23 protein-coding genes are annotated in these 23,942 nt (G+C 34.2%); 20 read left to right on the plus strand and 3 right to left on the minus strand.

The genetic code is table 11. The annotated features are described in order from the left end of the window. The first annotated feature begins 244 nt into the window (after window positions 1–244). The 13 genes from ACQV2G_RS05715 (at window position 245) to ACQV2G_RS05775 (ending at window position 12,709) form a co-directional block, all read left to right on the plus strand. Window positions 245–577 (plus strand): hypothetical protein, encoded by a 333-nt coding sequence (locus ACQV2G_RS05715; protein ID WP_428876331.1) that lies wholly within the window; start codon window positions 245–247, stop codon window positions 575–577. Window positions 578–736: 159 nt separating this feature from the next. Next, window positions 737–958 carry a helix-turn-helix domain-containing protein gene (locus tag ACQV2G_RS05720; protein ID WP_428876332.1) on the plus strand — a complete coding sequence of 74 codons (222 nt, stop codon included), beginning with the start codon at window positions 737–739 and terminating at the stop codon, window positions 956–958. Continuing rightward, entirely contained in the window at window positions 948–2,825 is a 1,878-nt protein-coding gene (locus tag ACQV2G_RS05725; RefSeq protein ID WP_428876333.1) for a site-specific DNA-methyltransferase, read from the plus strand. The genes ACQV2G_RS05720 and ACQV2G_RS05725 overlap by 11 nt, the downstream gene beginning before the upstream one ends. Before the next feature lies 1 nt (window position 2,826). Next, window positions 2,827–5,793, plus strand: a complete 2,967-nt coding sequence (locus tag ACQV2G_RS05730; protein ID WP_428876334.1) for a type III restriction-modification system endonuclease — start codon at window positions 2,827–2,829, stop codon at window positions 5,791–5,793. Between the two features lie 70 nt (window positions 5,794–5,863). Continuing rightward, window positions 5,864–6,361 (plus strand): DUF6414 family protein, encoded by a 498-nt coding sequence (locus tag ACQV2G_RS05735; RefSeq protein ID WP_428876356.1) that lies wholly within the window; start codon window positions 5,864–5,866, stop codon window positions 6,359–6,361. Between the two features lie 14 nt (window positions 6,362–6,375). Next, window positions 6,376–6,558: a hypothetical protein gene (locus tag ACQV2G_RS05740; protein WP_428876335.1), complete on the plus strand. Its 183-nt coding sequence runs from the start codon at window positions 6,376–6,378 to the stop codon at window positions 6,556–6,558. A 255-nt stretch (window positions 6,559–6,813) separates the two neighbouring features. Beyond that, the gene (locus ACQV2G_RS05745; RefSeq protein ID WP_428876336.1) at window positions 6,814–7,092 is read left to right on the plus strand and encodes a hypothetical protein; all 279 of its coding nucleotides are present in this window, start codon (window positions 6,814–6,816) and stop codon (window positions 7,090–7,092) included. Between the two features lie 15 nt (window positions 7,093–7,107). Beyond that, entirely contained in the window at window positions 7,108–7,386 is a 279-nt protein-coding gene (locus ACQV2G_RS05750) for an AAA family ATPase (protein ID WP_428876337.1), read from the plus strand. Window positions 7,387–8,072: 686 nt separating this feature from the next. Beyond that, window positions 8,073–8,507 carry a GNAT family N-acetyltransferase gene (locus tag ACQV2G_RS05755; protein ID WP_428874033.1) on the plus strand — a complete coding sequence of 145 codons (435 nt, stop codon included), beginning with the start codon at window positions 8,073–8,075 and terminating at the stop codon, window positions 8,505–8,507. A gap of 44 nt (window positions 8,508–8,551) precedes the next feature. Then, window positions 8,552–9,046, plus strand: a complete 495-nt coding sequence (locus ACQV2G_RS05760) for an AAA family ATPase (protein ID WP_428876338.1) — start codon at window positions 8,552–8,554, stop codon at window positions 9,044–9,046. Between the two features lie 305 nt (window positions 9,047–9,351). Beyond that, window positions 9,352–11,190, plus strand: coding sequence for a hypothetical protein (locus ACQV2G_RS05765; RefSeq protein WP_428876339.1), 1,839 nt, complete (start codon window positions 9,352–9,354; stop codon window positions 11,188–11,190). 2 nt (window positions 11,191–11,192) lie between these two features. Continuing rightward, window positions 11,193–12,413: an HNH/ENDO VII family nuclease gene (locus ACQV2G_RS05770; protein ID WP_428876340.1), complete on the plus strand. Its 1,221-nt coding sequence runs from the start codon at window positions 11,193–11,195 to the stop codon at window positions 12,411–12,413. A gap of 101 nt (window positions 12,414–12,514) precedes the next feature. Continuing rightward, window positions 12,515–12,709 (plus strand): helix-turn-helix transcriptional regulator, encoded by a 195-nt coding sequence (locus ACQV2G_RS05775; protein WP_428876341.1) that lies wholly within the window; start codon window positions 12,515–12,517, stop codon window positions 12,707–12,709. A 327-nt stretch (window positions 12,710–13,036) separates the two neighbouring features. Here ACQV2G_RS05775 and glpK read toward each other — a convergent pair whose 3' ends face one another. Both glpK and dhaS read right to left on the minus strand, forming a co-directional pair. Then, window positions 13,037–14,548 (minus strand): glycerol kinase GlpK, encoded by a 1,512-nt coding sequence (glpK, locus tag ACQV2G_RS05780; RefSeq protein ID WP_428876342.1) that lies wholly within the window; start codon window positions 14,546–14,548, stop codon window positions 13,037–13,039. Further along, a complete protein-coding gene (gene dhaS / locus ACQV2G_RS05785; RefSeq protein ID WP_428874041.1) occupies window positions 14,548–15,138 on the minus strand; it encodes a dihydroxyacetone kinase transcriptional activator DhaS in 591 nt (196 codons plus the stop codon). Before dhaS ends, glpK begins: the two co-directional genes overlap by 1 nt. A 177-nt stretch (window positions 15,139–15,315) precedes the next feature. Here dhaS and ACQV2G_RS05790 point away from each other — a divergent pair, with 177 nt between their 5' ends. The 4 genes from ACQV2G_RS05790 to dhaM are packed head-to-tail and all read left to right on the plus strand — an operon-like array spanning window position 15,316 to window position 18,460. After that, window positions 15,316–16,455 (plus strand): glycerol dehydrogenase, encoded by a 1,140-nt coding sequence (locus ACQV2G_RS05790; protein ID WP_428874043.1) that lies wholly within the window; start codon window positions 15,316–15,318, stop codon window positions 16,453–16,455. A 27-nt stretch (window positions 16,456–16,482) separates the two neighbouring features. Beyond that, the gene (gene dhaK, locus ACQV2G_RS05795) at window positions 16,483–17,472 is read left to right on the plus strand and encodes a dihydroxyacetone kinase subunit DhaK (protein ID WP_428876357.1); all 990 of its coding nucleotides are present in this window, start codon (window positions 16,483–16,485) and stop codon (window positions 17,470–17,472) included. A 35-nt stretch (window positions 17,473–17,507) separates the two neighbouring features. Next, window positions 17,508–18,086, plus strand: coding sequence for a dihydroxyacetone kinase subunit DhaL (dhaL, locus tag ACQV2G_RS05800; protein ID WP_428876343.1), 579 nt, complete (start codon window positions 17,508–17,510; stop codon window positions 18,084–18,086). Beyond that, complete coding sequence (dhaM, locus tag ACQV2G_RS05805) at window positions 18,086–18,460, plus strand: dihydroxyacetone kinase phosphoryl donor subunit DhaM (RefSeq protein ID WP_428876344.1); 375 nt, start codon at window positions 18,086–18,088, stop codon at window positions 18,458–18,460. The genes dhaL and dhaM overlap by 1 nt, the downstream gene beginning before the upstream one ends. Window positions 18,461–18,785: 325 nt before the next feature. On the opposite strand, the gene ACQV2G_RS05810 is transcribed toward dhaM, so the two are convergent. Further along, window positions 18,786–20,180 carry an alanine/glycine:cation symporter family protein gene (locus tag ACQV2G_RS05810; RefSeq protein WP_428874046.1) on the minus strand — a complete coding sequence of 465 codons (1,395 nt, stop codon included), beginning with the start codon at window positions 20,178–20,180 and terminating at the stop codon, window positions 18,786–18,788. A gap of 703 nt (window positions 20,181–20,883) precedes the next feature. On the opposite strand from ACQV2G_RS05810, the gene ACQV2G_RS05815 reads away from it, so the two are divergent. The 3 genes from ACQV2G_RS05815 to ACQV2G_RS05825 all read left to right on the plus strand — a co-directional run bounded on the left by ACQV2G_RS05815 (window position 20,884) and on the right by ACQV2G_RS05825 (window position 23,912). Then, window positions 20,884–21,180 (plus strand): DUF6110 family protein, encoded by a 297-nt coding sequence (locus ACQV2G_RS05815; RefSeq protein ID WP_428874047.1) that lies wholly within the window; start codon window positions 20,884–20,886, stop codon window positions 21,178–21,180. Then, entirely contained in the window at window positions 21,170–23,233 is a 2,064-nt protein-coding gene (locus tag ACQV2G_RS05820) for a heavy metal translocating P-type ATPase (RefSeq protein WP_428874937.1), read from the plus strand. Before ACQV2G_RS05815 ends, ACQV2G_RS05820 begins: the two co-directional genes overlap by 11 nt. A gap of 133 nt (window positions 23,234–23,366) precedes the next feature. Next, window positions 23,367–23,912, plus strand: a complete 546-nt coding sequence (locus tag ACQV2G_RS05825) for a GNAT family N-acetyltransferase (RefSeq protein ID WP_428876345.1) — start codon at window positions 23,367–23,369, stop codon at window positions 23,910–23,912. The last annotated feature ends 30 nt before the right edge of the window (window positions 23,913–23,942 follow it).

Consider the following 23,942-nt stretch of genomic DNA (forward strand, 5'->3'; position numbering starts at 1 on the left):
TCCTTTCTATTTTAGTTACCACTTTTAATAGATCGGACTTCTGTGTTTTTGTGTACCAAAAAATAGGGTGGAAGGAAGTGTTTTTCTTCCATCAACCCTATTTATTATAGAATATAAAGAAGAAGGTTTACTGGAAGAAGCTACGATAAAAGAATAAAGAGAGGACTTAATCAATGTCGTAGGAAATCTTATCAAAGATCCGGAACTATTAGAGATAAAGGATAATCAAGGAGAGAAACTTAAGGTGGCTAATTTTACCTTGGTTTCTAATGACAAGGAGGGAGGGAAGAATTACCACACTTGTTTAGCTTATGGCGAAAAAGCAAAAGGAATGGAAAACCTTAAACAGGGAGATTTTATGAGAGTGTTTGGGCAAACAAAGAACACACTAGGTGCTGATGGAAAAGAATACACAAACATAAGGGTTCTATCATCAAAGCTCTTAAAAGCAAAAGAGAAAGGCCAGGAGAAAAGTCCTAAAAAAGAATCCATCCTTGGAGTTATAAAGAAGTGCAAGACAGAGGATAAGGGCAAAGACTCGGAAAAGGCAGATAAAAAAATAGAAACAGAAAGATAAGATTGGCGGTGTGGTCTTCGAACTGCACCGTTTTTTCTCAATCAAACCATGATGAGCTTTAAAAATGTATATAAAGGTATGATATAATAATCTATATGAAAACTTCGCATATATATACTAATAATTCAAATAAAAACTAATTAGTTAAGGATGGAGATAATGAAAATTAATTATAATGGACTTTGGAAAGTCATGATAGACAAGGGCATGAACAAAAAAGAATTGATGGAAGAAGTAGGTTTATCACCAGCAACTGTAGCCAAGATGACAAAAGGAGAATTCGTTAGCATGCAAGTTTTATATAGGATTTGTATAAAGCTAGATGTAGATTTTAAAGATATTATTGAGATAGGTAATAGGGAGGATAAGCATGATAGGTAAAAAAATTCAAGACAATAAAGAGATAAGACCTAACAGTAGGGAATTAATAAAATTAAAAGAAAACTTTCCACAATTCTTTAATAAAGAAGGGGAATTTGAGTTGGATAAATTTCAGGATTTATTAAAGGAGGAAGAAATTGACATTTCAAAAGAGGGCTATGGTTTGGAGTTTTTAGGTAAGTCCTATGCTAAGTACCTAAGCTCATTAGAAACCGAAACTTATCTTGCTCCAGATATAGACCACAACTCAAAGGAAGAAAATAAAGATAGTGAGAATCTATATATTGTAGGAGATAATATAGATGCACTAAAGCATCTACTAGGATCGTATGGGGGTAAAATTAAGTGTATTTATATCGATCCTCCATATAACACTGGATCTGATGGATTTGTCTATCCTGATAAGTTTCAGTTTAGTGCAGAAGAAATGTCTAGAAACATAGGAATCACTGAGGAGGAAGCCCAGAGAATCCTTGACCTTGCAGGTAAGAGTACTCACTCTGCCTGGCTTACTTTTATGTACCCAAGACTTGTCTTGGCTAGAGATTTGTTAAAAGAGGATGGAGTTATATTCATTTCAATTGATGACAATGAGCAAGGGAATTTACGATTAATTTGTGATGAGGTTTTCGGTGAAGAGAATTTTGAAGGCCATGTTCACTGGAGGAGGAGGACTAATCAGCCCAATGATAGAACTAAAATGATTGGGTTAGTAGCAGAGCATATACTTATATATGCTAAAAATAACATAGCTTTAAAAGAATATGGTGTGGGTAAAATAGGTCTTACGGGAGATTTTTCTAATCCGGACAATGATCCTCGTGGCCCTTGGAACAGCAAGCCTTGGAAAGTAGGATCAGATCAATCAGGAAGTAGATATAAAATAACAACTCCTGACGGCAGACTATTAGAAGAGGAGTGGATGGGGCACGAACAAAACTATCTTGAATTACTTAAAGATAATAGAATTTATTTTCCGAATGGTGGTAAAGGTTGGCCAAGAAAAAAGATTTTCAAAAAGGAAAGAGAACTAGAAGGACAATGTGCTAATAACTGGTGGAATCATTCAGAGTTTGGATCCAATCAAAAAGGATCAGCAAGACTAAGTGATTTATTCGAAGGGAATAAAAATCTATTTTCAAAACCTAAGCCAATAGAATTAATTGAAGGCATTTTGAATGTAACCACTACCGATGATGATTTTTATGTTCTAGACTTTTTTTCAGGATCAGCAACTACTGCGGATGCAGTGATGCAAGTAAATGCTGAAGATGGTGGTAGTCGTAAATATATCATGGTTCAATTGCCTGAAAAGATTGAAAAGAATAAACCAGCCTTTAAAGCAGGTTATAGTACTATTGATGAAGTTGGCAGAACACGAATAGAAAAAGCAGCTGCAAAGATTAAAGAAGAAACAAATGCAGATCTTGATTATGGATATAAGTTATATTATTTAGAAAAACCGGAAGAAAAAACTTTAGTAGATCTAGAGAATTTTGAACCAGAAATCAAGCTAATAACAGATGATATGGTTTCTATCTTTGATAATAAACATTCTTCAGGTAAGGAAAGCATCATAGCCACATGGCTGAATGGAGATGGTTATGGCCTTAGTCAAAGTACAGAAGAATATAAGCTTAATAATTATAAGGCAAGTAAAATTGAAAAGTCCTTATACATTATAGACGAAGGACTGACAGATGAAGATGTGATGAGTCTTATTAAGAGAATAGAAAATGAAGAACTAGACATTACAAGACTAGTTATCTATGTTCATTCTGTCCAATTTAACGTGCTTCACGAGCTTAGAAAGAACCTAAAGGTCTTAAGAAACAATAAAAATGTAAGTTTGATTGAGAGGTTTTAATATGACAATTGAGTTATCTATACTTCCTCATCAAGAAGATTTTTTAAAGGCTATTCGAAAGGCCTTTGGAGATATTAGGATTACAAGAACTAAAGAGCTTTTTCAAAACCCTATTATTGATTTGGAAGATGAGAAATTAAAAGAAAATATAGAAGAATTATGGCGTGGCTACCAAGACTTGCAGGTAATACCTAGAGAATGGAGAGGAAAAGATGAAGAGGATTATCTAGGTCTTGATATCCGTATGGAAACAGGAACAGGAAAAACCTACTGCTATACAAGGATGATGTATGAATTAAATAGTCTCTATGGCTTTAACAAATTTATCGTCCTAGTTCCTTCTACACCTATCAGAGAAGGAAGTAAGAGTTTCCTAGAGGCAGATTATAGTAGGAGACATTTTCAGGATTTATATCCAAATAAAAGTTTAGATCTATCTGTTTTAGAGCCTCAGAAGAGGACTAAGGGAAGAAAAATGTTTCCTACAGCTATTTCTGAATTTGCTCGAGGGACTAGTTTAGAAAAAAATAGATTCTCTGTACTTCTTATGACTTCAGGAATGCTTTTGTCCAATGCTACTATGGCTAAAGATGACTATGACCAAACGATTTTAGGCAACTTTACTCAGCCTTATCAAACTTTAAGGTCTACTCGACCGATTGTAATTATTGATGAACCGCACAGGTTTAAAAAAGAAAATCAGGCCTATAAACGAATGTTAAAGGAGCTAAAACCTCAGTGTGTCATCCGTTTTGGTGCGACTTTTCCAGATAAGAAAGGCAGCAAAGATAAGGACTTTAATAATTTGATATTTAATCTTGGTTCAAGCCAGGCCTTTAATCAAAATTTAGTTAAGGGCGTTGAGACCTTTATGATTGAGGCGGAAAAGGAAAATGAAACCAAGCTGAAGCTAATGAGTTTTAAGAGGAGTCCAAAAATTTGTGTTTTAAGAGATGAGGAGACTAAAAAAACGCAAGGGCTAGTCAAGGGAGATAATTTATCCGTCTTCGGAGAAGAATTCTCTGGAATCACCATAGAAGAAATTGGCCCGACTTCTGATGAAGCCATTAACTATGGGGTGACCTTGTCTAATGGTCAAGTCCTAGCCAAAGGTGATATTGTCTATGGGGGTATTTATACCGAAACCTATCAGGAATTGATGTTAAAACAGTCTATTTACAATCATTTGGAAACAGAAAAAGAAAACTTCTTAAGAGGAAACAAAATAAAAACCCTCAGCCTTTATTTTATTGACTCAGTTAGGTCTTATCGTGATGAAGAGGGTGGATCTGGCCATTTAAGGCTTAAGTTTGAAAACATTTTATCCCAGAGCCTTAAAAATAAGATAGCAAGTATGGAAAAAACAAATGATCTAAGATTACTTGAATATAAATCTTACCTTGAGGCCTCTCTAGCAGATATATCAAAAACCAATGGTGGGTATTTTAGTGAGGATAATTCTACTTCTGAAGAAGATATAAAAAATGAAGTGGATAAGATTTTAAGGGACAAGGAATATCTCTTAAATTTCCATAATGAAAAGGGACAATGGAATACCATGAGATTTATCTTCTCTAAATGGACGCTAAAAGAAGGTTGGGATAATCCTAATGTCTTTCAAATTGTAAAACTGCGTTCATCAGGTTCTGAAATCAGTAAACTTCAAGAAGTGGGTAGGGGACTTAGACTGCCTGTTGATGAAAAAGGAAGACGTATTGCAGATGAGCAATTTTATTTAAGGTATCTGATAGATTATTCAGAAAAAGGATTTGCCAGTAAGCTACTGGGTGAAATACAATCAGATACACCAGGTCAAAATATGAATATTAAAGCTTTCCTTTCTGAGATTGCTAGAATTAGAAATAAGAGTGAAAACGAAATCTTTAGTCAAATGCTTATGAAACAATATATTGATTTTAAAGGAAATATTGAAAAAGAAAAGTTAGACGAACTATATAATGACTATCCTGAGGCAATTAGTAACTTACAACCGAATAAAATTATTGATGGCACTAAGAAGAAAAATTTTGTAAAAGTGCGTAAGGATAAGTTCAAAGATATTAGCAATCTATGGAAGTTAGTAAACCAAAAATACTATTTGAAATTTGAAGATATTCCTAAAGAAGAGTTAGGAGAAGCTTTATATAAGGTTTTAGAAGGAGATATTTATCGAGATACAACTGTGGATGTAAAATCTATGAGAACTGAGTCAGTGGATGGAGAAATTGTTCTGCGTGAAAGGGTAGCTAATTATTACTTTGTAGAAGATAAGATTACCTATGGGGATTTTCTTAAAGAAATAAATCGACAGTTAGGCCTATCTGTAAATATCGTTCATGAAAGCTTGTGTAAGTTTAAAGAAGATAAGGGAGATATAGATGAGCGTATTTTTACGACAAAGGGGGTCTCCTTAATCGTTATGCAATTTAATAAATGGCTGGATGAAAAGCTACTTAAGAAATTTTCTTACAAACTACTAAATATAGATACAAGGGAAACAAGCTTGACCGATTACAAAGGTGAGGTTATTGATCAAATATCTCAAGGAGTTTTAGGAATTTATCGAGATGACAATGTGGATGTACCTGAAAGATTTATTTATGATACGGTTATCTATGATAGTCCGAAGGAGAGACAGACACTAATGGGCAGTGATATTGATGAAGTATTAGTGTTTGGGAAAATCCCTCGTAGATCAATTCAGATTCCTCTATTTACTGGAGGAACAACAAGTCCTGACTTTATGTATGTCATCAATTCATCAGATGGAAAAGCTGAAATAAATTTCATTGTTGAAACCAAGGATATGAAAGACGAAAAATCCTTGAGAAAAGATGAAGACTTACGCATTATATCTGCTCAAAAATTCTTTGAAGCTATGAAAGAAGAAGGGGTCAATGTAGTATTTAAAAAACAACTCAAAAATGATGATATTGTGGCGATGATAAAAGGAATTTTTAGAGAATAAAAAGAAGTGAGGATATATCACAAAAGATAAAAATAAGGATAAAACGAATATTCTAGATTTTAATCGAATTATATATTTTGATGAACCAAGTGTAACAAATTTGGTTTATATGGTTAATAAGGGGAAAATTCTTAAAGAAATAGAGAGTGTAAAAGAAAATAAAATAGAGTCAAATGCGAATTTTAATACAGAGATAGGGACTACATTTAGTTTCTTAACTTTGTTTAAAGCAAAAATTAATGTTGATGGTGGAGTTGGTTTAGGAAAGAGTAGTGAACAATTGATATCTCAAGTCATTAATAACACTACTCTAACTGATTATCTAGAACTGCCACTCGAAAAATTTGGCATAGAAATCTTTGAAAACGTAAATGTTTACCTATATTCTAACTCTTTAACTTATTTCAAATTGTTTACTCCCTATATGACTATGACTGAGGGAAGCTTGGCTGCTGGTGAGTTGAAGATCAATGCTCAACTCATGGGTTCGACAATAGAGAAAGAGAAGGGCTATTTTGAACTTATAAAGAAGAAGGACGAAGAGGAAAAGATAATGCTTATTTATTAGCAGATTTAGTCAAAATGAATTTAACGTATCAGGCTGTTAAAGTTGGTGAAATGCCATTAGATAAACTAAATATTGAATCTGAGTTTAAAATAGATGATAGTGTAGATGGTTATCTGCTTGCTAAGGAAGAAATGGAATCAGATAAAGATATGGTAAATGTATATGATGTAATCTTAGCTGGAGTTAGTCATGATTAAAGTTTTTTATGGGACGACAAAGGAATTTGACATAATGCTTCCCAAGGATAAAAGGCCAAAATCATTAACATGGTTGGTTTCAGAGTCAGACAGTAAAAATAAAGAAATTAATGTTAAAATGTCTGACTAGAAAAAGAAAGTTGAAGGTAAAACACAAGTAGGTACTTTAGTTGCAAGAACAAATGAATATGCAGGGATTACCGAATCTGGAATAAATAATTTTGTTGGCTTGTTAAAAAATTTAACATTAAAGATATGTATTTTCAAAATCCTCCAGTCTCTATTTTGAATCAACTAAAAAGAACATATGATAGTGAAGATATAATAGTTTCAAAGCATGCTTATAAACAGATGGAAGAAGCTCAGTTTTGGGATTTTGAAGACCGTTTTGATAATCGGATACTGGGTCAGGAGCAGGCAAAAGGGAAAATTAGTATTTATTTATATAAGATAGCAAAGAGTTATAATCAAAACAAACCTGTTGTCAGCATGCTATACGGCTCGTCAGGCGTTGGTAAAACAGAAACAGCATAATTTTTATCAGAAATAATGGGAGAAAAATTATTTAGAAAACAGCTCTCTATGTACCAAAACAAGTCTTTTGCTGATTATGTTTTTGGTGGAAATCATGCAGAAGCTTCACTAGCAAGAGATTTGTTAGAGCGTGAAAGTAAAATACTTCTGTTTGATGAATTTGATAAAGCAAATAGTATTTTTTATAGTGCTTTTTATCAGATGTTTGATGAAGGGAGATATGAGGATAAAAATTACAGTTTTGATATGCAAAATAGTATTATCATCTGTACATCTAACTTCTTAAATTTATGAGATATAAAATCTACCCTTGGTGAACCAGTATTTGGAAGATTTGATGCCTTTATTGAGTATAAGCCATTAACTGAAGATATTGTAAAAATGCTTTTGAAGACTAAATATCAAAATATAGTTGATACTCTAAACTCAGAAGATAAAAAATAATTGAAGGTTTAGATGTCTTGAATAATTTGTTCCAGTATACAAAAAACATAAAAAATGTAAGAGAAATAGATAGGTTATTAAGGGAATTTGTTTTCACTAAGATTTTGGGTCATAAAAGCAAATTAAGGAAATAGAGAGCTTATCTCTCCTCTTCCTTAAAGAAAAGCCAAAGTAAAAGAACCATTTCCCCATGAGAGATCTTTAGAAAAGTATCTATATACCTATGTTTCAAAATTCAATACGAAGTTTTCTTCTAGAATCCATATGGGATTTGGTCTGGTACAATATGAACTAAGTAAAATGCTAGATGAAATACAAGGAAAAGGTCAAAGCAAAAAAATTTTCATCCCCTATAGGGGATGACGATATAATGCCTATAATATTATCTAGTTAGAAGATTTTTACATAATCTTATATTAGGTTACACAAAAAAATGACGCTACCTTATCCCGCCCATATTTTGCACTTTTTTTACTAGAGATAATAATAAAAAATAGAATGTTTTAAAATATTGAGATTGTTTTTAGAGGTGTGCAATGAGTATAAAATTTATGCGTTCAAATGAAATAAAAATTTCTCTAAATAAAGAACAAATCGACCAAATTTCTTCACTTGAAAAAATTAAAAACGGGTGTAAGCAAGAAAACGTCATAGCTTATGATATTTTTAATGACGACGAATTAGTTGGTTTTGCCATGCTTAGACAATTTAGCAGTAAAGGCTGGTTTCTTTGGAATTATGCCATTGATAAAAACTTTCAAGGATTAGGCTTAGGTTATAGTGGTTTAAAGTTACTGTTAAAAATAATGAAAGAAGACTATCAAGCATCTGTAATTACCACAACATATCGCTATGGGAATGAAATAGCAAAGAATCTATATCAAAAAGTTGGGTTTTCGGAAGTCAATAATGTAGAAGAATCTGGTTGTCATGAAGTAGACATGCTTCTTGAGTTAAAGAAGATAGGATAAGCAAGTAAAATAAGGGTTTAGATTAAGTCTATGGGGGAGAAAGTATGTCCGAATTAATCGTTATCAGAGGAAATTCAGGCAGTGGGAAAACAACTTTAGCCAAAGAGCTTCAAAAAGCTATTGGACCGAATACATTAGTGATAGCGCAAGATGTTATTAGAAGGGAAATGCTGAGCGTGCATGATGGCGTGGGTAGTGAAGCAATTAAATTGTTGCAGACAATAATTGAATACGGCTATGCAAACAATAAAGTGACTATTCTCGAGGGAATTCTCAACGCTAAATGGTATCAACCGCTTTTTGAAAAGGTCAAAGAACTATACGGTCCAGAAAACATCTTTGCTTATTATTATGAGTTGCCGTTTAAAGAGACAGTCAGAAGACATCGGACTAAGGATGAACGAAATGAGTTTGGTGAGGCGGAGTTAAAAAGATGGTGGAATGAAAAAGATTATCTTGAAGGGATCGAAGAAGAAATACTCACTGAGGAAATAGAAATCGAGGAAGCAGTAAAAATGATTATGGCTTCAATACGTTAAAATTATAAATCTAGAAGAAAAACTACCGGTTTATTTGAATGAGATTGACCTCAGCGATAGGTTAGTGGTTTTTTTAAATATATTATCAAATTTTAAGGAGAGTAAGATAAAAGAAACTTTGACTCAAACAATATCTCTTTACAAACTCTGTATTCATTTTTGGAAAAAATCTAGAATAATAATGGTGGAAGAGTTTATCTTTTGATTATATATTTATAATAATTGTTGTTTCAGTTTAGTCCCAACTATTTAAAAAGAAAGGTTACGTTTTTATGAAGATTTTAACTAGGTTTTATAAATTGTTCATGGCATTTCTATTTTTAGGCCTATTTTTAAACCCGAATACTAGGCTATATGCAGAGGATCGTACAATCATTGAAGGAAAAGTATATGAGCAGGAAAATGTAAAAAATTATGATTTATCAAGAAATAATAGCATAGAGGCAAATAGTGAATTAGAAACGATCGGGCAATTCTTTATTAATGGAGACGTTAATGATCAAGGAGATAATCACTATCACATACAAAAAGGGAATTTAAGCTTTTTTTATGAGCTCAATAAATCAAAAATAACGGATTTAAAAAACCAATGGCAGGTTATCGAAGATAAAAGCACAAAGATTGGCAAACTTAAATTAGAGAAACCGATTATGAAAGGGACCATTATTGTTCAATCTTCTTTTGATGGGAAAGATTGGCAAACAGACCAAATAATTACTGATATTCTTTCAGAAGAGATGGATTTCTCCAAACCTTTCTTTACGACCAATGACATTCAACAAATAAATGGGACATTTTACCGTATTTTGGTTACTTATAAATTAGAAAGAGCGAGTGACCCTACTGATTTGATTATTTTTGATATTGAAAATACTGAAACTAAATATCAATTTGAGGAATACAAATTTTATGCCATTGATCAGAAAACAGTTGAGGATTCAAATGCTTCTCCCAAGGATAAACCACGTAAAGAATTTAAAGAAAAAGTAAAAATAGGTCGTGATACAGGTTATGACATAACTAAAGCTGAATTAATTGATACAAAAGATCCTCATTTTGGCTGGGATTTAGGTTATTTTACTATTAATGGATACACTAGGGAAGCTAAACAGATTGAGGGCAAGCCAGTCTTTTTAAAGACGATAGGTGATGATATTAAATTATGGTTTACTTTAAATCAAGACATTAATCGATTGGACAATAATCCTGTCTTATCGATATCAGAAGATACCAATGGCTATGATGTTGCAATGGGAATTAAACCGACCAATTTTAAGCATGGTACTTTAATAGTGAAATATACCGATGATGAGGGGCACAGTTTTGATCCGGTTATTTATACTGATTTTTTAGCAGCAAATGCCTCTACTCGGGCCAATACCCGTATTCAAATTTATCAAGAAGGTGACTACGAAGTTACCTTGAATTATGAAATTATTAACAATCCACGAAAAATTTTATCGGTGGATGTTCTACCTTCTTATACTAATTATAAAATTAATTTTGCCTTCTCAATTAGAAATGGAAATACAATGGCATTTCCAAGAGATATAGAATCTGGGGCTGAATTAAAGGATGGCGCCTATACAGATAACGGTTTTACGGTTGATTTTACTCAATCAAAGTATTTAACTTTAGATGTTGTAAGAAAAGAAATCACTAAAAATGATGACGGCAGTGTTTCAAGTAGTATACGTTCAAATACAGTAGGCAATGGAAAAAACACGTATGATAAACCAGGTATTTATGAATTAACTGTCAAAAATAAATACTCAGATTCAGCTCCAACTACCATTACTATTTTTGTTGGAAAGAATCGTTATATTGCTGCATTAGCAAAGAATCAATTAAGTATTGAAGAATTGAATAAGAAATTATTAGCTGGACGAGAAGTTAATGAAAATGGGGACATGGTTGATAAGTTAGAAAGTGACATTCGCTTAGGAGAAAACTCTGAGATTACAGAATTGTCACCTAAACCATCTGATGGTAAGAATCCGAAACAGAAAATTGAAGAAACAAAAACCTTTGTTAAAGTAGAAGAAAATAAGAGCAATAATGCTTTTATTGTACTATTAGCTATAGTTAGCTTGATGATTGCTCTATGGGTAGTTATTAAAAGAAGAAATAACGAGGGAGAGTAACTATGAAAAAATTGATAACCTTTATTGTGACAATAACATTACTATTTAATCGTTGTTTTTCCTCCTACCCTATGAATACATTTGGTGAGCTTATAAAAGTTAATGCTAATGAAATGAATTCAGAAATAAAAAACCAAGACTTTAAGAATATCTTACCCGAATTTACAGGATTAGATGATCCAGATTTACTGAGATATGTAGAAGATAATCTATATACTGAGGTAATCCAAAAACTAAAAAATGAAACGTATTTTATAGAGAATGTAGAGGCTGTTTATTTATCACAAGAGTATATTGAGGAACTGGCATATAACTCAAAAGAAAATAATTATTTTGGCTATTCTTTGAGTGATTTAAATGAAATGTTTAATGACCAACGTTATGTTTTTACCTTAGGTAATACAAATGAAACAACTGTCGAAAAATTTGAAGATTATGATGATACTTTTAATAAAATTGTTAATAACGTATCGGTAGGGTCAGGGGTCATCTTAATCTTTGTGACAGCATCGATGGTCACATCAGGGACTCCACTAGTGAGTTTAATGTTTGCGACAGGTGCTAAATCGGCTTTAACACTAGCATCTTCATCCGCTGGATTAAGTGGCATTACAACAGCAGCTTTAACAGGCGCTCAAACAAAGAATCTAGAAAAAGCATTAAAAGCAGGCATTCTTTCAGCTAGTGACGAATTTAAATGGGGAGCAATTCTTGGATCAATCACTGGAGCAAGTTCAGTGGGTTATAAATTTCAAAAAGCTTTAACAAATCTAAAAGGTGCCAAGTTATCTGGTTTAAATATAAAAGAGGCAGCATTTTTACAAGTAGAATCAGGATATCCAGTTGAACTTATTAAAGAGATTAAAACAATTAAGGAGTATGAACACTATAAAAAAGCAGGCTTAATAGCCAAAATGATTGATGGTAAATTACAAATGGTTCAAAAAATTGATTTAAATTACAAAGCCAAAGGATTTAATCTTACCAATCTTCAACTAATGGAAATGGGTCGTGCACCGATTGATCCAATATCAAAGTTGCCTTATGAACTTCATCATATAGGCCAAAAAGCCGATGGGATATTAGCCGTCTTGACAAAGAGTCAGCACCGCGACGATATGAGCATTCTTCATGAAATTGAAAAACCGAGTGAAATAAATCGTCAGGAATTTAATAATATCAGAAGAAATTTTTGGAAGAAGTTTGCAGCAGCTCTCAAGTAAAAGGTTTCAACGAATCTAAATTCTTATTATTTAGAAAGATTTGTTTGGTAATGTCCTTAATCGTATGAAATGGTCTTTAAATTAGAAAGTTCAGTGAATCTATGAATAATACAATCAAAGAACTAAGAATTAAGAAGGGTTGGTCTCAAGCCCAACTTGCGGATAAGTGCAATGTTACCAGACAAACAATTAATGCAATTGAAAAGAACAAATACGATCCGACTCTACAACTTGCTTTTAATATGGCAAAGCATTTAGATACAATGGTTGATGAGCTTTTTATTAGTGATCAGTAGATTTCTGGAAATTGATGCAGCATATAGATAACTGCTATTTTAATTCCATAATCATTCGTATATTCGAATGAGTTTTGTGAATGCTCCTAGCTTTATTTGTGGAAACTTAATGGTAGCGATTCATTGACTTTTTTATTAAAAAATAAAAATGGTGTCAATGAATCGAATGGCTCCATCGACACCATAAATTTTAGAGGTGTTCAATCAGTCGGAGAGGATAGAAATAATAATAAAGTATTTTACATAAGATTAAGAATTTTCTTAAAATAGCTAAGAACTTTTTCTTAGCTATTTTTGAAATCCACTTAAATTCATTCGTGTTCTTTATTAAAAGAAATCTTGAGTTAACTGAGAATAATATCGAACAGCTTTAAGCGCATTGTGCCATCCATTCAGTTTTTTAAAGCGATCGGTTTGACTCATGTTTGGGTGGAAAACTTCGTTCTCGGATACTAAAGCTCTCAATTCATCTAAATCCTTCCAGTAACCTACAGCTAATCCAGCCAGATATGCAGCACCTAAACCGGTTGTTTCTAAACGTTCAACGCGTTCAACTGTTTTATTAAGAATATCGGCTTGAAATTGGATGAGTAAGTTATTTTGAGCAACGCCACCATCAACATGTAAAACATCCAGTGCAATTCCAGTATCTGATTCCATTAAATCAATAATGTCATGGACTTGATAAGCTAATGATTCAAAAGTAGCAAGGACAAGTTCCCTTTTAGTCGTATAGTCATCCATGCCTAAAATAGCCCCTCTGACATTCGTTTCCCAATAAGGAGCTTCAATTCCTTTAAAAGTTGGAAGAAAATAGACGGAAGACTTTGGATTTGCCATGAGAGCTAGCTTTTCTGAATCTTCAATCGTTTCAAATAATTCTAAACCCTCTTTTAACCATTCAATGGCACTTCCAGAAATTAAAGCAGCCCCTTCTAAAGCATAATTAATTTGGCCATCGATCGAATAGGCAATGGTTGTCAGTAAATGATTGTTTGATAATTTGGCTTCAGTCCCGGTATTCATAACAATAAATGTTCCTTGACCATAAGTGCTTTTAACTTGTCCAGATTGAAAAGCAAGTTGACCAACTAAAGAAGCCTGCTGATTCCCAGCTACCCCTGTAATTGGTATTTTTACTCCATGGAAAAGATCAGAACTTGTTTCGCCATAGTAATGAGAGCTGGGATAAACATTGGGTAACATTGCTTTTGGAATATTAAAAAGCTTAAGTAATTCATCATCCCATTCTAAACGATGAATATTAAAGAGCATGGTTCTTGAGGCATTCGTATGGTCAGTGACATGTAACTTTCCTTTAGTTAATTTCCAAACAATCCAACTATCGATGGTCCCAAAAAGTAATGCTCCTTTTTCAGCATCAACCTGCGCTCCAGTATGATAATCTAGAATCCAACGAATCTTACTGGCTGAGAAATAGGGACTCATAATCAGTCCGGTGGTTTTATGGATATATTCTTCATTTTTACTGGATTTCAATTGATTAATTGTAGCTAATGATTGGTTAGAACTCCAAACAATGGCATTATATATCGGCTCACCTGTTATCTTGTTCCAAACAACAGTTGTTTCACGTTGATTCGTTAGTCCAAGTGCTTTGATTTGAGAGTAATTAACCCCAGATTTTTGGATAACTTCTTCAATAACATGACATACAGTTTCCCAAATAACATTCGGATCGTGTTCTACCCATCCAGTTTGTGGGATAATTTGTTGGAATTTTCGACTCGCAGTTCCAATATAATTTCCTTTGCGATCAATAATAAAAGCACGTGTCGTCGTTGTTCCTTGATCAATTGATAATATATATTCTGCCATTACTTATCCTTTCCTTTCCCTGATAAAATAGTAGTGTGTTCATTCGATTTGCTTCGACAGTTTACAAGCTTTACGAGCATCGCATGGTAGTGTTTACTATTTGGTTCACAATTTTCTAAGACCCAATGATAGAGGCTTTCAGAGAGACCATAGCTATAAAAATCTGTAGCTGTTTGAATCATTTGCTTTTTTTCTAACGAAAGAAACTGCTCTTTGAAATAATCATCTACTAATTGTTTGATTATTTTTTTAATGGAGTAAATAAAATATTCTTTAAAAGAATCTAATTTTATATCGAGGAAGATTTTTCGATAATATTTATTGTTTGATTCAAGATAAGTTAATAGTTGCCATAAGATTTCTTCCCAATTTTGCCAATCCATTATTGATTGAATGGATTGATAGAGTTCATGCGAAAAAATCCAGGTAACTAAATCATATTTGTCATCAAAATAATCATAGAAAGTTTGACGACGAAAATCTGCTTGTTTCATTATATCGGTGATTGAAATTTTATCCCTTTCTTTTTTTAGTGTTAATTCTCGAAATGATTGAGCGATGATTTCTTGTGTATCTGTTTTTTCTTTCATCCAGGCAAACTCCTTTTATTAAAAATAAAACAGTATTTGATAGTATCAGTATACGACAGAGCAAATCTGAAACCAAACGGACAGACGAAGGTTTTTGTCTGTTGAATTGATAGCGCTTACTTGTTACCATTAATTTAGTGGAGAAGAAGAAGCTTAAAAGATACAGGAGGAATAAGAATGAGAAAAGCATTTATTAGTCCAAGTAAGTATGTACAAGGTGAAGATGAATTATTGAATTTAGGATTTTATATTCAGTCTTTAGGTGAATCTGCCCTCGTTATAGGAAATAAAGCAGATATTGATCGTGTACAAGACAAACTGGATCAAACAGCTGAAACCTATAAGGTTCAATTACATCGAGGAGATTTTGGTGGCGAAGCCACACGCGAAGAAGTCGAACGATTGAAAAAATTAGCAAAAGAAAAAGGCACTGATGTTATTGTAGGATTGGGGGGAGGAAAAGCAATCGATACGTCCAAAGTTGTAGCGGAAGGACAGAATATTATTATTTGCCCGACGATTGCAGCTCAAGATGCGCCCACGAGTCACTCTGCTGTCTTATATACGGCCGATCATCAATTTGATGATTATGCTTACTTTAGCAAAAACCCAGATGTTGTTTTGATGGATACTACCGTTATTGCACAGGCACCGAGTCGATTCCTAGTAGCTGGTATGGGCGATACTTTGGCAACTTATTATGAAGCTCGAGCGACTCGTCAATCCAATTCAAATGTGAATGCTGGTTTGCCAAATGGTTATCGTACTGGGGCTACAGGACCTGCTAAAGGAACAATTGCAGCCATGACACTAGCTGAAAAAAGTTTAAAAGTGGTTCTAGAAAAAGGATACGATGCAAAAATTGCGGCTGATCAGAACGTTGTTACACAAGCTTTAGAAGATATCGTAGAAGCAAACACCTTATTATCTGGCTTAGGCTTTGAATCGGGAGGATTAGCAGCTGCTCATGCAATATACAATGGCTTAACTGTTTTAGAAGGACCAGGAAATTATTACCATGGGGAACAAGTTGCTTTTACAACCTTTGTTCAATTAGTGCTCGAAGACGCACCAAAATCAGAAGTCGAAGAATTATTAGACTTTAATATTTCTGTTGGGTTACCAGTATCTCTAGCGGACTTAGATGTCGAAGAAGTTAATTACCAAGAAATTCTAAAAGTAGCTAAAAAAGCATGTATCCCAGAAGAATCCATTCATTCAATGCCTTTTGAAATCACAGAAGAAGCCGTTGCAAATGCAATTATTGCAGCGGATGCGATGGGTCGCGATTATAAAGCAAGAAAACAAGCAAAATAAATTTAAAAAAGGTAGGAATCTAGCGTGATTAAAAAAATAATAAATAAACCAGAAAATATTGTGGATGAGATGATTAATGGAATGGTACAAAGTCATTCAAAATTGCTTAAAAGAATTCCTGAAACAGGAATTATTCAACGAACTTTAGAAAAAACCGGGAAAGTGGCTATTATTTCTGGTGGAGGAAGCGGACATGAACCTGCACATGCTGGATTTGTTGGAAGAGGAATGTTATCAGCAGCTGTTTGTGGGGCAGTCTTTACTTCTCCAACGCCCGATCAAATTTTACAAGCAATTAAAGAAGCAGATGAGGGGGCAGGTGTCTTTCTCGTTATAAAGAACTATTCAGGGGATATTATGAACTTTGAGATGGCTCAGGAATTAGCTGAGATGGAAGGAATAAAAGTAGAGAGTGTCGTAGTTGATGATGACATTGCTGTCGAAGATAGTCTCTACACCCAGGGAAAACGTGGCGTTGCAGGAACGGTCTTTGTTCACAAAATATTAGGGTATGCTGCTGAACAAGGGCAAACCATTGGAGAGATTAAAAAATTAGCAGAAAATCTTATCCCAAATATAAAAACGATTGGAGTCGCATTAACAGGGGTCACTACGCCCGGGAGCGATGAAGCAAGTTTTACCTTAGCGGATGATGAAATCGAGTATGGCGTAGGTATTCATGGCGAACCGGGATATCGACGAGAAAAATTGCAGAGTTCACAGGATTTATCCCAAGAATTACTTACAAAATTACTAAAAGAGTTTGATGCCAAAGCCAATGATCGCTTCGCAATAATCGTGAATGGTTTAGGTGGAACGCCATTAATGGAACAATATGTATTTGCAAATGATGTGCAAAGAATAATGAAAGAAAAGAATCTAACGATTGCGTTTTCGAAAGTAGGCAATTTAATGACTTCGTTAGATATGCAAGGTTTATCCTTAACTTTGCTTCGCTTAGATGAAGCATTCTATTTGAAAGCTATTGAAGCACCAGTTGATACCATTAATTGGTAAGATTATTTTATAAAATGAAAGGGTGAATCTTTTAAATGAATCTAGAGACTGGAATTCGTTGGATGGAATTATTCAATGAAAAAATTCAAAACGAAAAAGACTATTTAACACAATTAGACACACCTATTGGCGATAGTGACCATGGAAATAATATGTCTCGTGGCATGACCCATGTAATTAAAGCGATTGAAGACGAAAAACCAAAAACGTTGAATGAATTGCTTCAATTAATGATGAAAAATATGCTAAGTAAAGTCGGTGGAGCCTCTGGGCCACTATATGGGTCAGCCTTTATGGGCATGATGAAAGCTGAATCGGCAGCTGAAGACTGGGCAAGTGTTTTAAAAGCTGGGTTAGAAACGATTCAAAAGCGTGGAAAAGCAGAACAAGGCGACAAAACAATGGTAGATTTATGGATAGCTGTTGTAGAAGCAGTTGAGACTCATCAATTAACCCACGAATTAATTGATGAAGCAGTGGAAGCAACGCAACCATTAAAAGCTAAAAAAGGACGAGCCTCTTATGTGGGAGATCGATCTATTGGCCATATTGATCCAGGAGCTTACTCCTCAGGCTTATTATTTCACGCAATGCTAGAAGCGGAGGCAGAATAATGAAAAAAACTGGAATTGTGATTGTTTCACATGTTCATGAGATTGCGGAAGGAATTCATCGTTTGATTCAACAAGCAGCAGCAGATGTTGATGTGCAAGTAGTAGGTGGTATTGATCAAAACGAAATAGGGACGAACTTTGATACCGCTTTAGCAGCCATCAATAAAAACACAGCTGAAAATTTATTGGCTTTTTATGATCTAGGTAGTGCAAAAATGAATCTAGAAATCGCTATGGAAATGAGTGATAAAACAATCAAAATATATGATGTTCCAGTCGTAGAAGGAGCATATACCGCTGCAACTTTATTACAAGCCGGTGTCGATCAAGAAAATATCGAGGCACAACTAGAAGAAATGCATATGGTAAAATAACGGATATATTCTATTTATTTGTAAAGAAAATCATCAGTAGCTTAAAATGTTTTCCCTAGATTGCTAAATACTTGGAGAAAATAGTGAGGGTTTAACTTTAATGGCAGCACTGTGCTAAAAACTCTAGCCGCATCCTAAAGAGTAGGAGAGCTAGAGTTTTTCAATTATTTTTTTAAAGAACTGGTCCTATCTATTTTTTAAATTAGTGAGATTTTTATTACACATAGTTTGCGAATATTACAAGAATTGATATTTGGATTATATTTAAAGACCCCTAAAGTTGATTTGAATTCAACTTCAGAGGCCTTTTTATACTTTAATAAAACTAACTTAAATCCTCCCGGTTATAGAGCTGATGCGCTTTATAGCTATCTAGAATCCGTTTAGCTTGAGGCGCTAATAAAAGGAGAGCAATCATGTTTGGAAAGACCATCAGCCCGTTAAAGAAGTCTGACATGGTCCAAACAAAGTCGATTTTCTTAGTGAGTGATGATCCTAAAACGATAAAGAAAATGACGATAATACGATAAGGTAAAAGCCCTTTTTTACCAAATAAGTAACGAATATTGGTTTCTCCAAAATAGTACCAGCCTACAATAGTGGTAAAGGCAAAAAAGGTTAAACAAAGAGCTAGAAAGGATGTACCTAACGTACCAAAAGCGGAAGAAAAAGCTTCTTGCGTGACTAAAGCCCCCTCTAACCCTTTTTCATGAGCGCCGGTAACGAGAATTACCATTGCAGTAGCGGTTCCAACAACGAGCGTATCAATGACAACACCAACAATCGCTACTAAACCTTGTTCAGCAGGATGTTTTACGTTGGCCACTGCGTGGGCATGTGGTGTAGAACCCATACCTGCTTCGTTTGAGAAGAGACCCCTTGCGACCCCGTATCGAATGGCTTGTTTAACGGTGACACCGATCGCTCCACCCATCATAGATGTAGGTTTAAAAGCTTCCACAAAAATCGATTTAAAAGCAGGACCGACTTGTTCTTTATAGAGAACCATTACGACGATGACGCCGATAATATATAAAGCAGCCATGAATGGCACAACTAATTCGGCAAAGTTAGCAATTCGTTTCATACCACCCATAAAAACTAAAGCAGCTGCAATTGCTATCAAAACACCAACGATAATTGGGTTAATACCGGTAGCCTCATTGACAGCGGCAGATATCGAGTTTGATTGCACTAAGTTCCCAATAAATCCTAAGCCAATAATAATTGCTACTGAGAAGAAGCCGGCTAAGAATTTGCCTAAGGTTTTTTGTTTTATCCCTTTACTGATATAAAAGGCAGGCCCTCCCACAAAGTTATCATCACGCACTTCACGATATTTCTGAGCTAAAACGGCCTCGCCAAAAATTGTAGCCATGCCAGCAAAAGCAGACATCCACATCCAGAAAATAGCACCAGGTCCTCCTGCCATAATAGCTGTAGCAATCCCAGCAACATTACCTGTTCCGACTTGAGCAGCAATGGCTGTTGCTAGGGCTTGGAATGAAGACATGGTACCGGCTTCTTCTTTTTCCTTTTTACCAAAAACGCCGCCAAAAGTCTCTTTAAACGCTGTTCCAAAATAACGAAATTGCGGAAAGCCAAGATAAAAAGTATAAAAAATACCGACCGCTATAAGAATATACAAAAGAACACTGGACCACATTAAATCACTCAAATGAGTGATATTTTTCACAAAATAACTGACTAAAGAATTCATCTCTTCCCCTCCTAAATTTTTATTTAACTAAATTGTATGATAAAAGGGTATAGCAAGTCAATGATTTTTATGAAAACGAAACCATTTTTTTCGAATTAAAAAAAATTAGCAAAAATTCAAATGAAATAAAAGTGTTTTTGTGAAAGATTGATCAATTGACAAAGCTTACTTCAGCAAGCCTAATTGCAATTTTAGGGTAGCGTAACGAAATAAAAAGTGAATAAAATAGGAAAGAAACAGTACTTAACAATTAAACTGTATATCTATTTGAATTTAAACAAAGAATGGGTCTGTTTTGCTAAAACTACTCCACAAAATAATAATCCACTAAGGGACAAGTCACTACCTAATCTAAGAAAAAACACACTAATCCATTGCAGTGGCCATAATTTAAAAGATCGAATCAAAAGCCCAAGGTCATCATAACGCTCCTATTAATGGCTGGTTCTATCGATAAGTCATTCTATTTTTAACTTCTCAATTTGAATCTAAGCTGATTTACTATAAAATGATTGCGCATCTGTTTGATTTAACAATTATTTATGTCTAACTTCAGAGCGTATGGGAACGAGTTTTGTCAAAACGAAAAGCAAACATTATCACTTGTGGACACGCATAAGAATTGAGCCTTGGACCCATTAATTGAAACTTACTTTTATCAGTGCTATAATTATTTAAATATAAATAGAAAGAAGGATTTAAAATGTTAAAGAATTTAAAAAAGGCCACAAAAATCAGCAAATCATCTGGTTTATTCCTCGGAGGAGCTCTATTTGGAACACTAGGGTTAAAAGTTTTAACGAGTAAAAAAGCTAAAGAAACTTATGCTCATGTAATCGCAAAATCTTACCAATTAAAAGATGAGCTTGATGCGAATGTATCAACAATTAAACAACATACTGATGACGTTTTGTCAGATGCTCAAGAAATTTATCTTGCCCAAAAACAGCAAGAGCAAGCCGATAGCATTGAGGATATAGCAGGCGCTAATGAAGTTTAAAATTTGTCATCAAAACAAAAGTCGAGTAAGAGTTAAGTGTTCTTTTTTACTAACGTTGTCCGTTAGAGAAATGATTCAGGAGGAGGCTCAACTCCAACCAGCTATTCAAAAAATAGTTTTTTATCATGATGAAAGGACAATGGCTGTCTTTGTTCATAAAGATTACTCGATGGCACACGCTCTCAAATTTTTAAATGGTTTGAATGAAGATCAAATCATTAGATGTTTACAAGAGCCCTATCGCAAAGAAAAGACGCCTTATGCGATTGTTTCGAAGGAACTGAGCCTGTTTGTGCTGAGACGTCTATTTCTACCTCAACCTATTCAGTATCTCTATACCCTTTATTTATCCACTAAATATATAGAAAAAGCGCTTCAATCGTTAGTATCGCAGGATATAAATATGGAAGTTTTAGATGGCGCTGCTATTTTAACTGCCATATTGATTGGACAGCCTAAAACCGCTAGTTCCATTATGTTTATCATGGGATTGGGTGATCAATTAAATGACTGGACCAATAAAAAGTCAATTGCAGATTTGGAAAGCAGTATGAAAGATCCTACTAAAACGGTATGGTTGTTAGACAGTCAAGGGAATAAGCTTGAGCGTAATGCTAAAGAAGTTCAGTTGAATGACATTATAATCGTGTCTGAAGGAAAGGAAATTTTATTTGACGGGGTAGTGGATGCTGGCTCAGCCATGGTCAATGAAAGTTCGCTTACCGGAGAATTTTTCCCTATCCTTAAGCAAGAAGAAGATCAAGTCTTTTCAAATACAGTGATCGAATCGGGAGAATTATCTATTCGCGTTACAAATACCACGTTAAATTACCGTATCCACGAATTGATGTCTCTAATGCGTCAATCAGAAAATCAAAAAGGCACTCAACAAACTAAATATATTGCTCTAGCTGACAATCTGGTTAAGTACAATTTTTTAGGTGTCATTCTTACCTATTTATTCACTGGATCCTTGCGAAGAGCCCTATCGTTTCTATTAGTTGATTTCTCTTGTGCTTTGAAGCTTTCGGTTCCTATTTCTTACTTAACGGCAATTAAAGAAGCGGTTGAGAAGGAAATATTAATTAAAAGTATGGATGTCGTGGAAAAGTATAATGACATCGATCTGTTTGTCTTTGATAAAACCGGGACTTTAACTGTATCCGATCCTAAGGTTTATAAAACCGTCTCTTTTGATGATTATGAAACCGAAGATGTTTTACGAATGGGCGCTTGCTTAGAAGAACACATTCATCATCCATTGGCTAAAGCCGTAGTGAACGAAGCCCAAGAAAAAGCTATTGTCCATGATGAAATGCATGGAAAGCTCCATCATATTGCGTCGCGCGGGATCTTATCAACCATTGATGGAAAAGAAGTAGTCATTGGTAGTTATCTTTTAATGACGGATAAAAAAATTGCTATTTCTGAAGAACAAAAAGCCGTTATTAATAACTATGAACAGCAATACAACCTACTCTATCTTGGTTACAACGGAAGATTAATTGGTCTTTTTCTAATTGATACCCCGCTTCGTCCGCAAGCGGCCAAAGTCATTCAATGGTTACAAAGTAAGGGCAAAGAAGTTGCGCTTCTTACTGGTGATACCAAAGAGCGAACTCAAAATCTTATGAATAATATATCCGTTCAATATTTACAAACAGAAGTGTCACCAAATGATAAATATCAGTTCATTGAAGAACAAAAACGTTCAGGTAAAAAAGTCATGATGCTTGGAGATGGGCTCAATGATTCTGCTGCACTATCGCTTGCAGACATAGGGGCAGTTATGAATGATGCTGCTGATATTTGCAAACAAACAAGTGATCTTGTTTTATCAAATAATCAATTAGAAAGTCTAATGGAATTGGCTGAAATTAGCCATTTATTAGATAAAAGAATAAAGAAAAATGTTAAACAAACCATTGCGATTAATAGTGGGCTCATTTTATTAGGTGTTTTTGATTTATTATCACCAAGTTCCCTATCAATCCTACATAATTTGACAACGACTGGCATAATTTTAAGAAGTATGTCAGGTTTTAAAAGATAAAAGGAATAATCCAGTATTCGCTTTCTCTTAAAAAAGCTGGTAGATTTACTTTGCCTTATCCTAGTTAAACCTGAATATCAATTGCAATGCCTGTTTAATTTAAAGCAGCCCTGTATTAAAATGGGGGATTTCTATGAAAGTAAGGTATAAAAATTTATGGATACGTGATGCAGAAATAGCAGATGCTGCCAAACTCTGTCAATGGTGGAATGATGGGGAACTAATGAAATATTTGGGTTTTCCCAATGGATTAGGCAAATCAGTCGAAGAAATCGAAGATAAGATTGAAAATTATACCGATGAAAAAGGTCGGCTCCTACTCATTGAGTATCAAGGTCAATCAATTGGTGAAATGTTTTATGATAACTTGGGGAATCAAGTCGCAGAAATACATATAAAGATTTGTGAAGCAATTTATCGCAATAAAGGCCTGGGTCGAATTATTCTGAGTTTATTGATTAAAGAATTATTTAATCAAGGCTATCAAAAAATTATTTTAGATGTTAATCTTCAAAATACTAGGGCCCAACATGTATATGAGCTACTAGGGTTTAAAAAGTTGCGGATTAACGATGACTCATGGGTCGACCAACTTGGTTGTAGCCAATCCAGTGTTGACTATGAGTTAGTGGAAAATGATTTTAGGGATTATGCTACAGATACTAATATAGGTGGGTAAAAAATAATGAAGACCTCAGGGCACTAAATA

The organism is Facklamia sp. P12955, from assembly GCF_050409565.1.
In the GTDB taxonomy this organism is placed as follows: domain Bacteria; phylum Bacillota; class Bacilli; order Lactobacillales; family Aerococcaceae; genus Facklamia.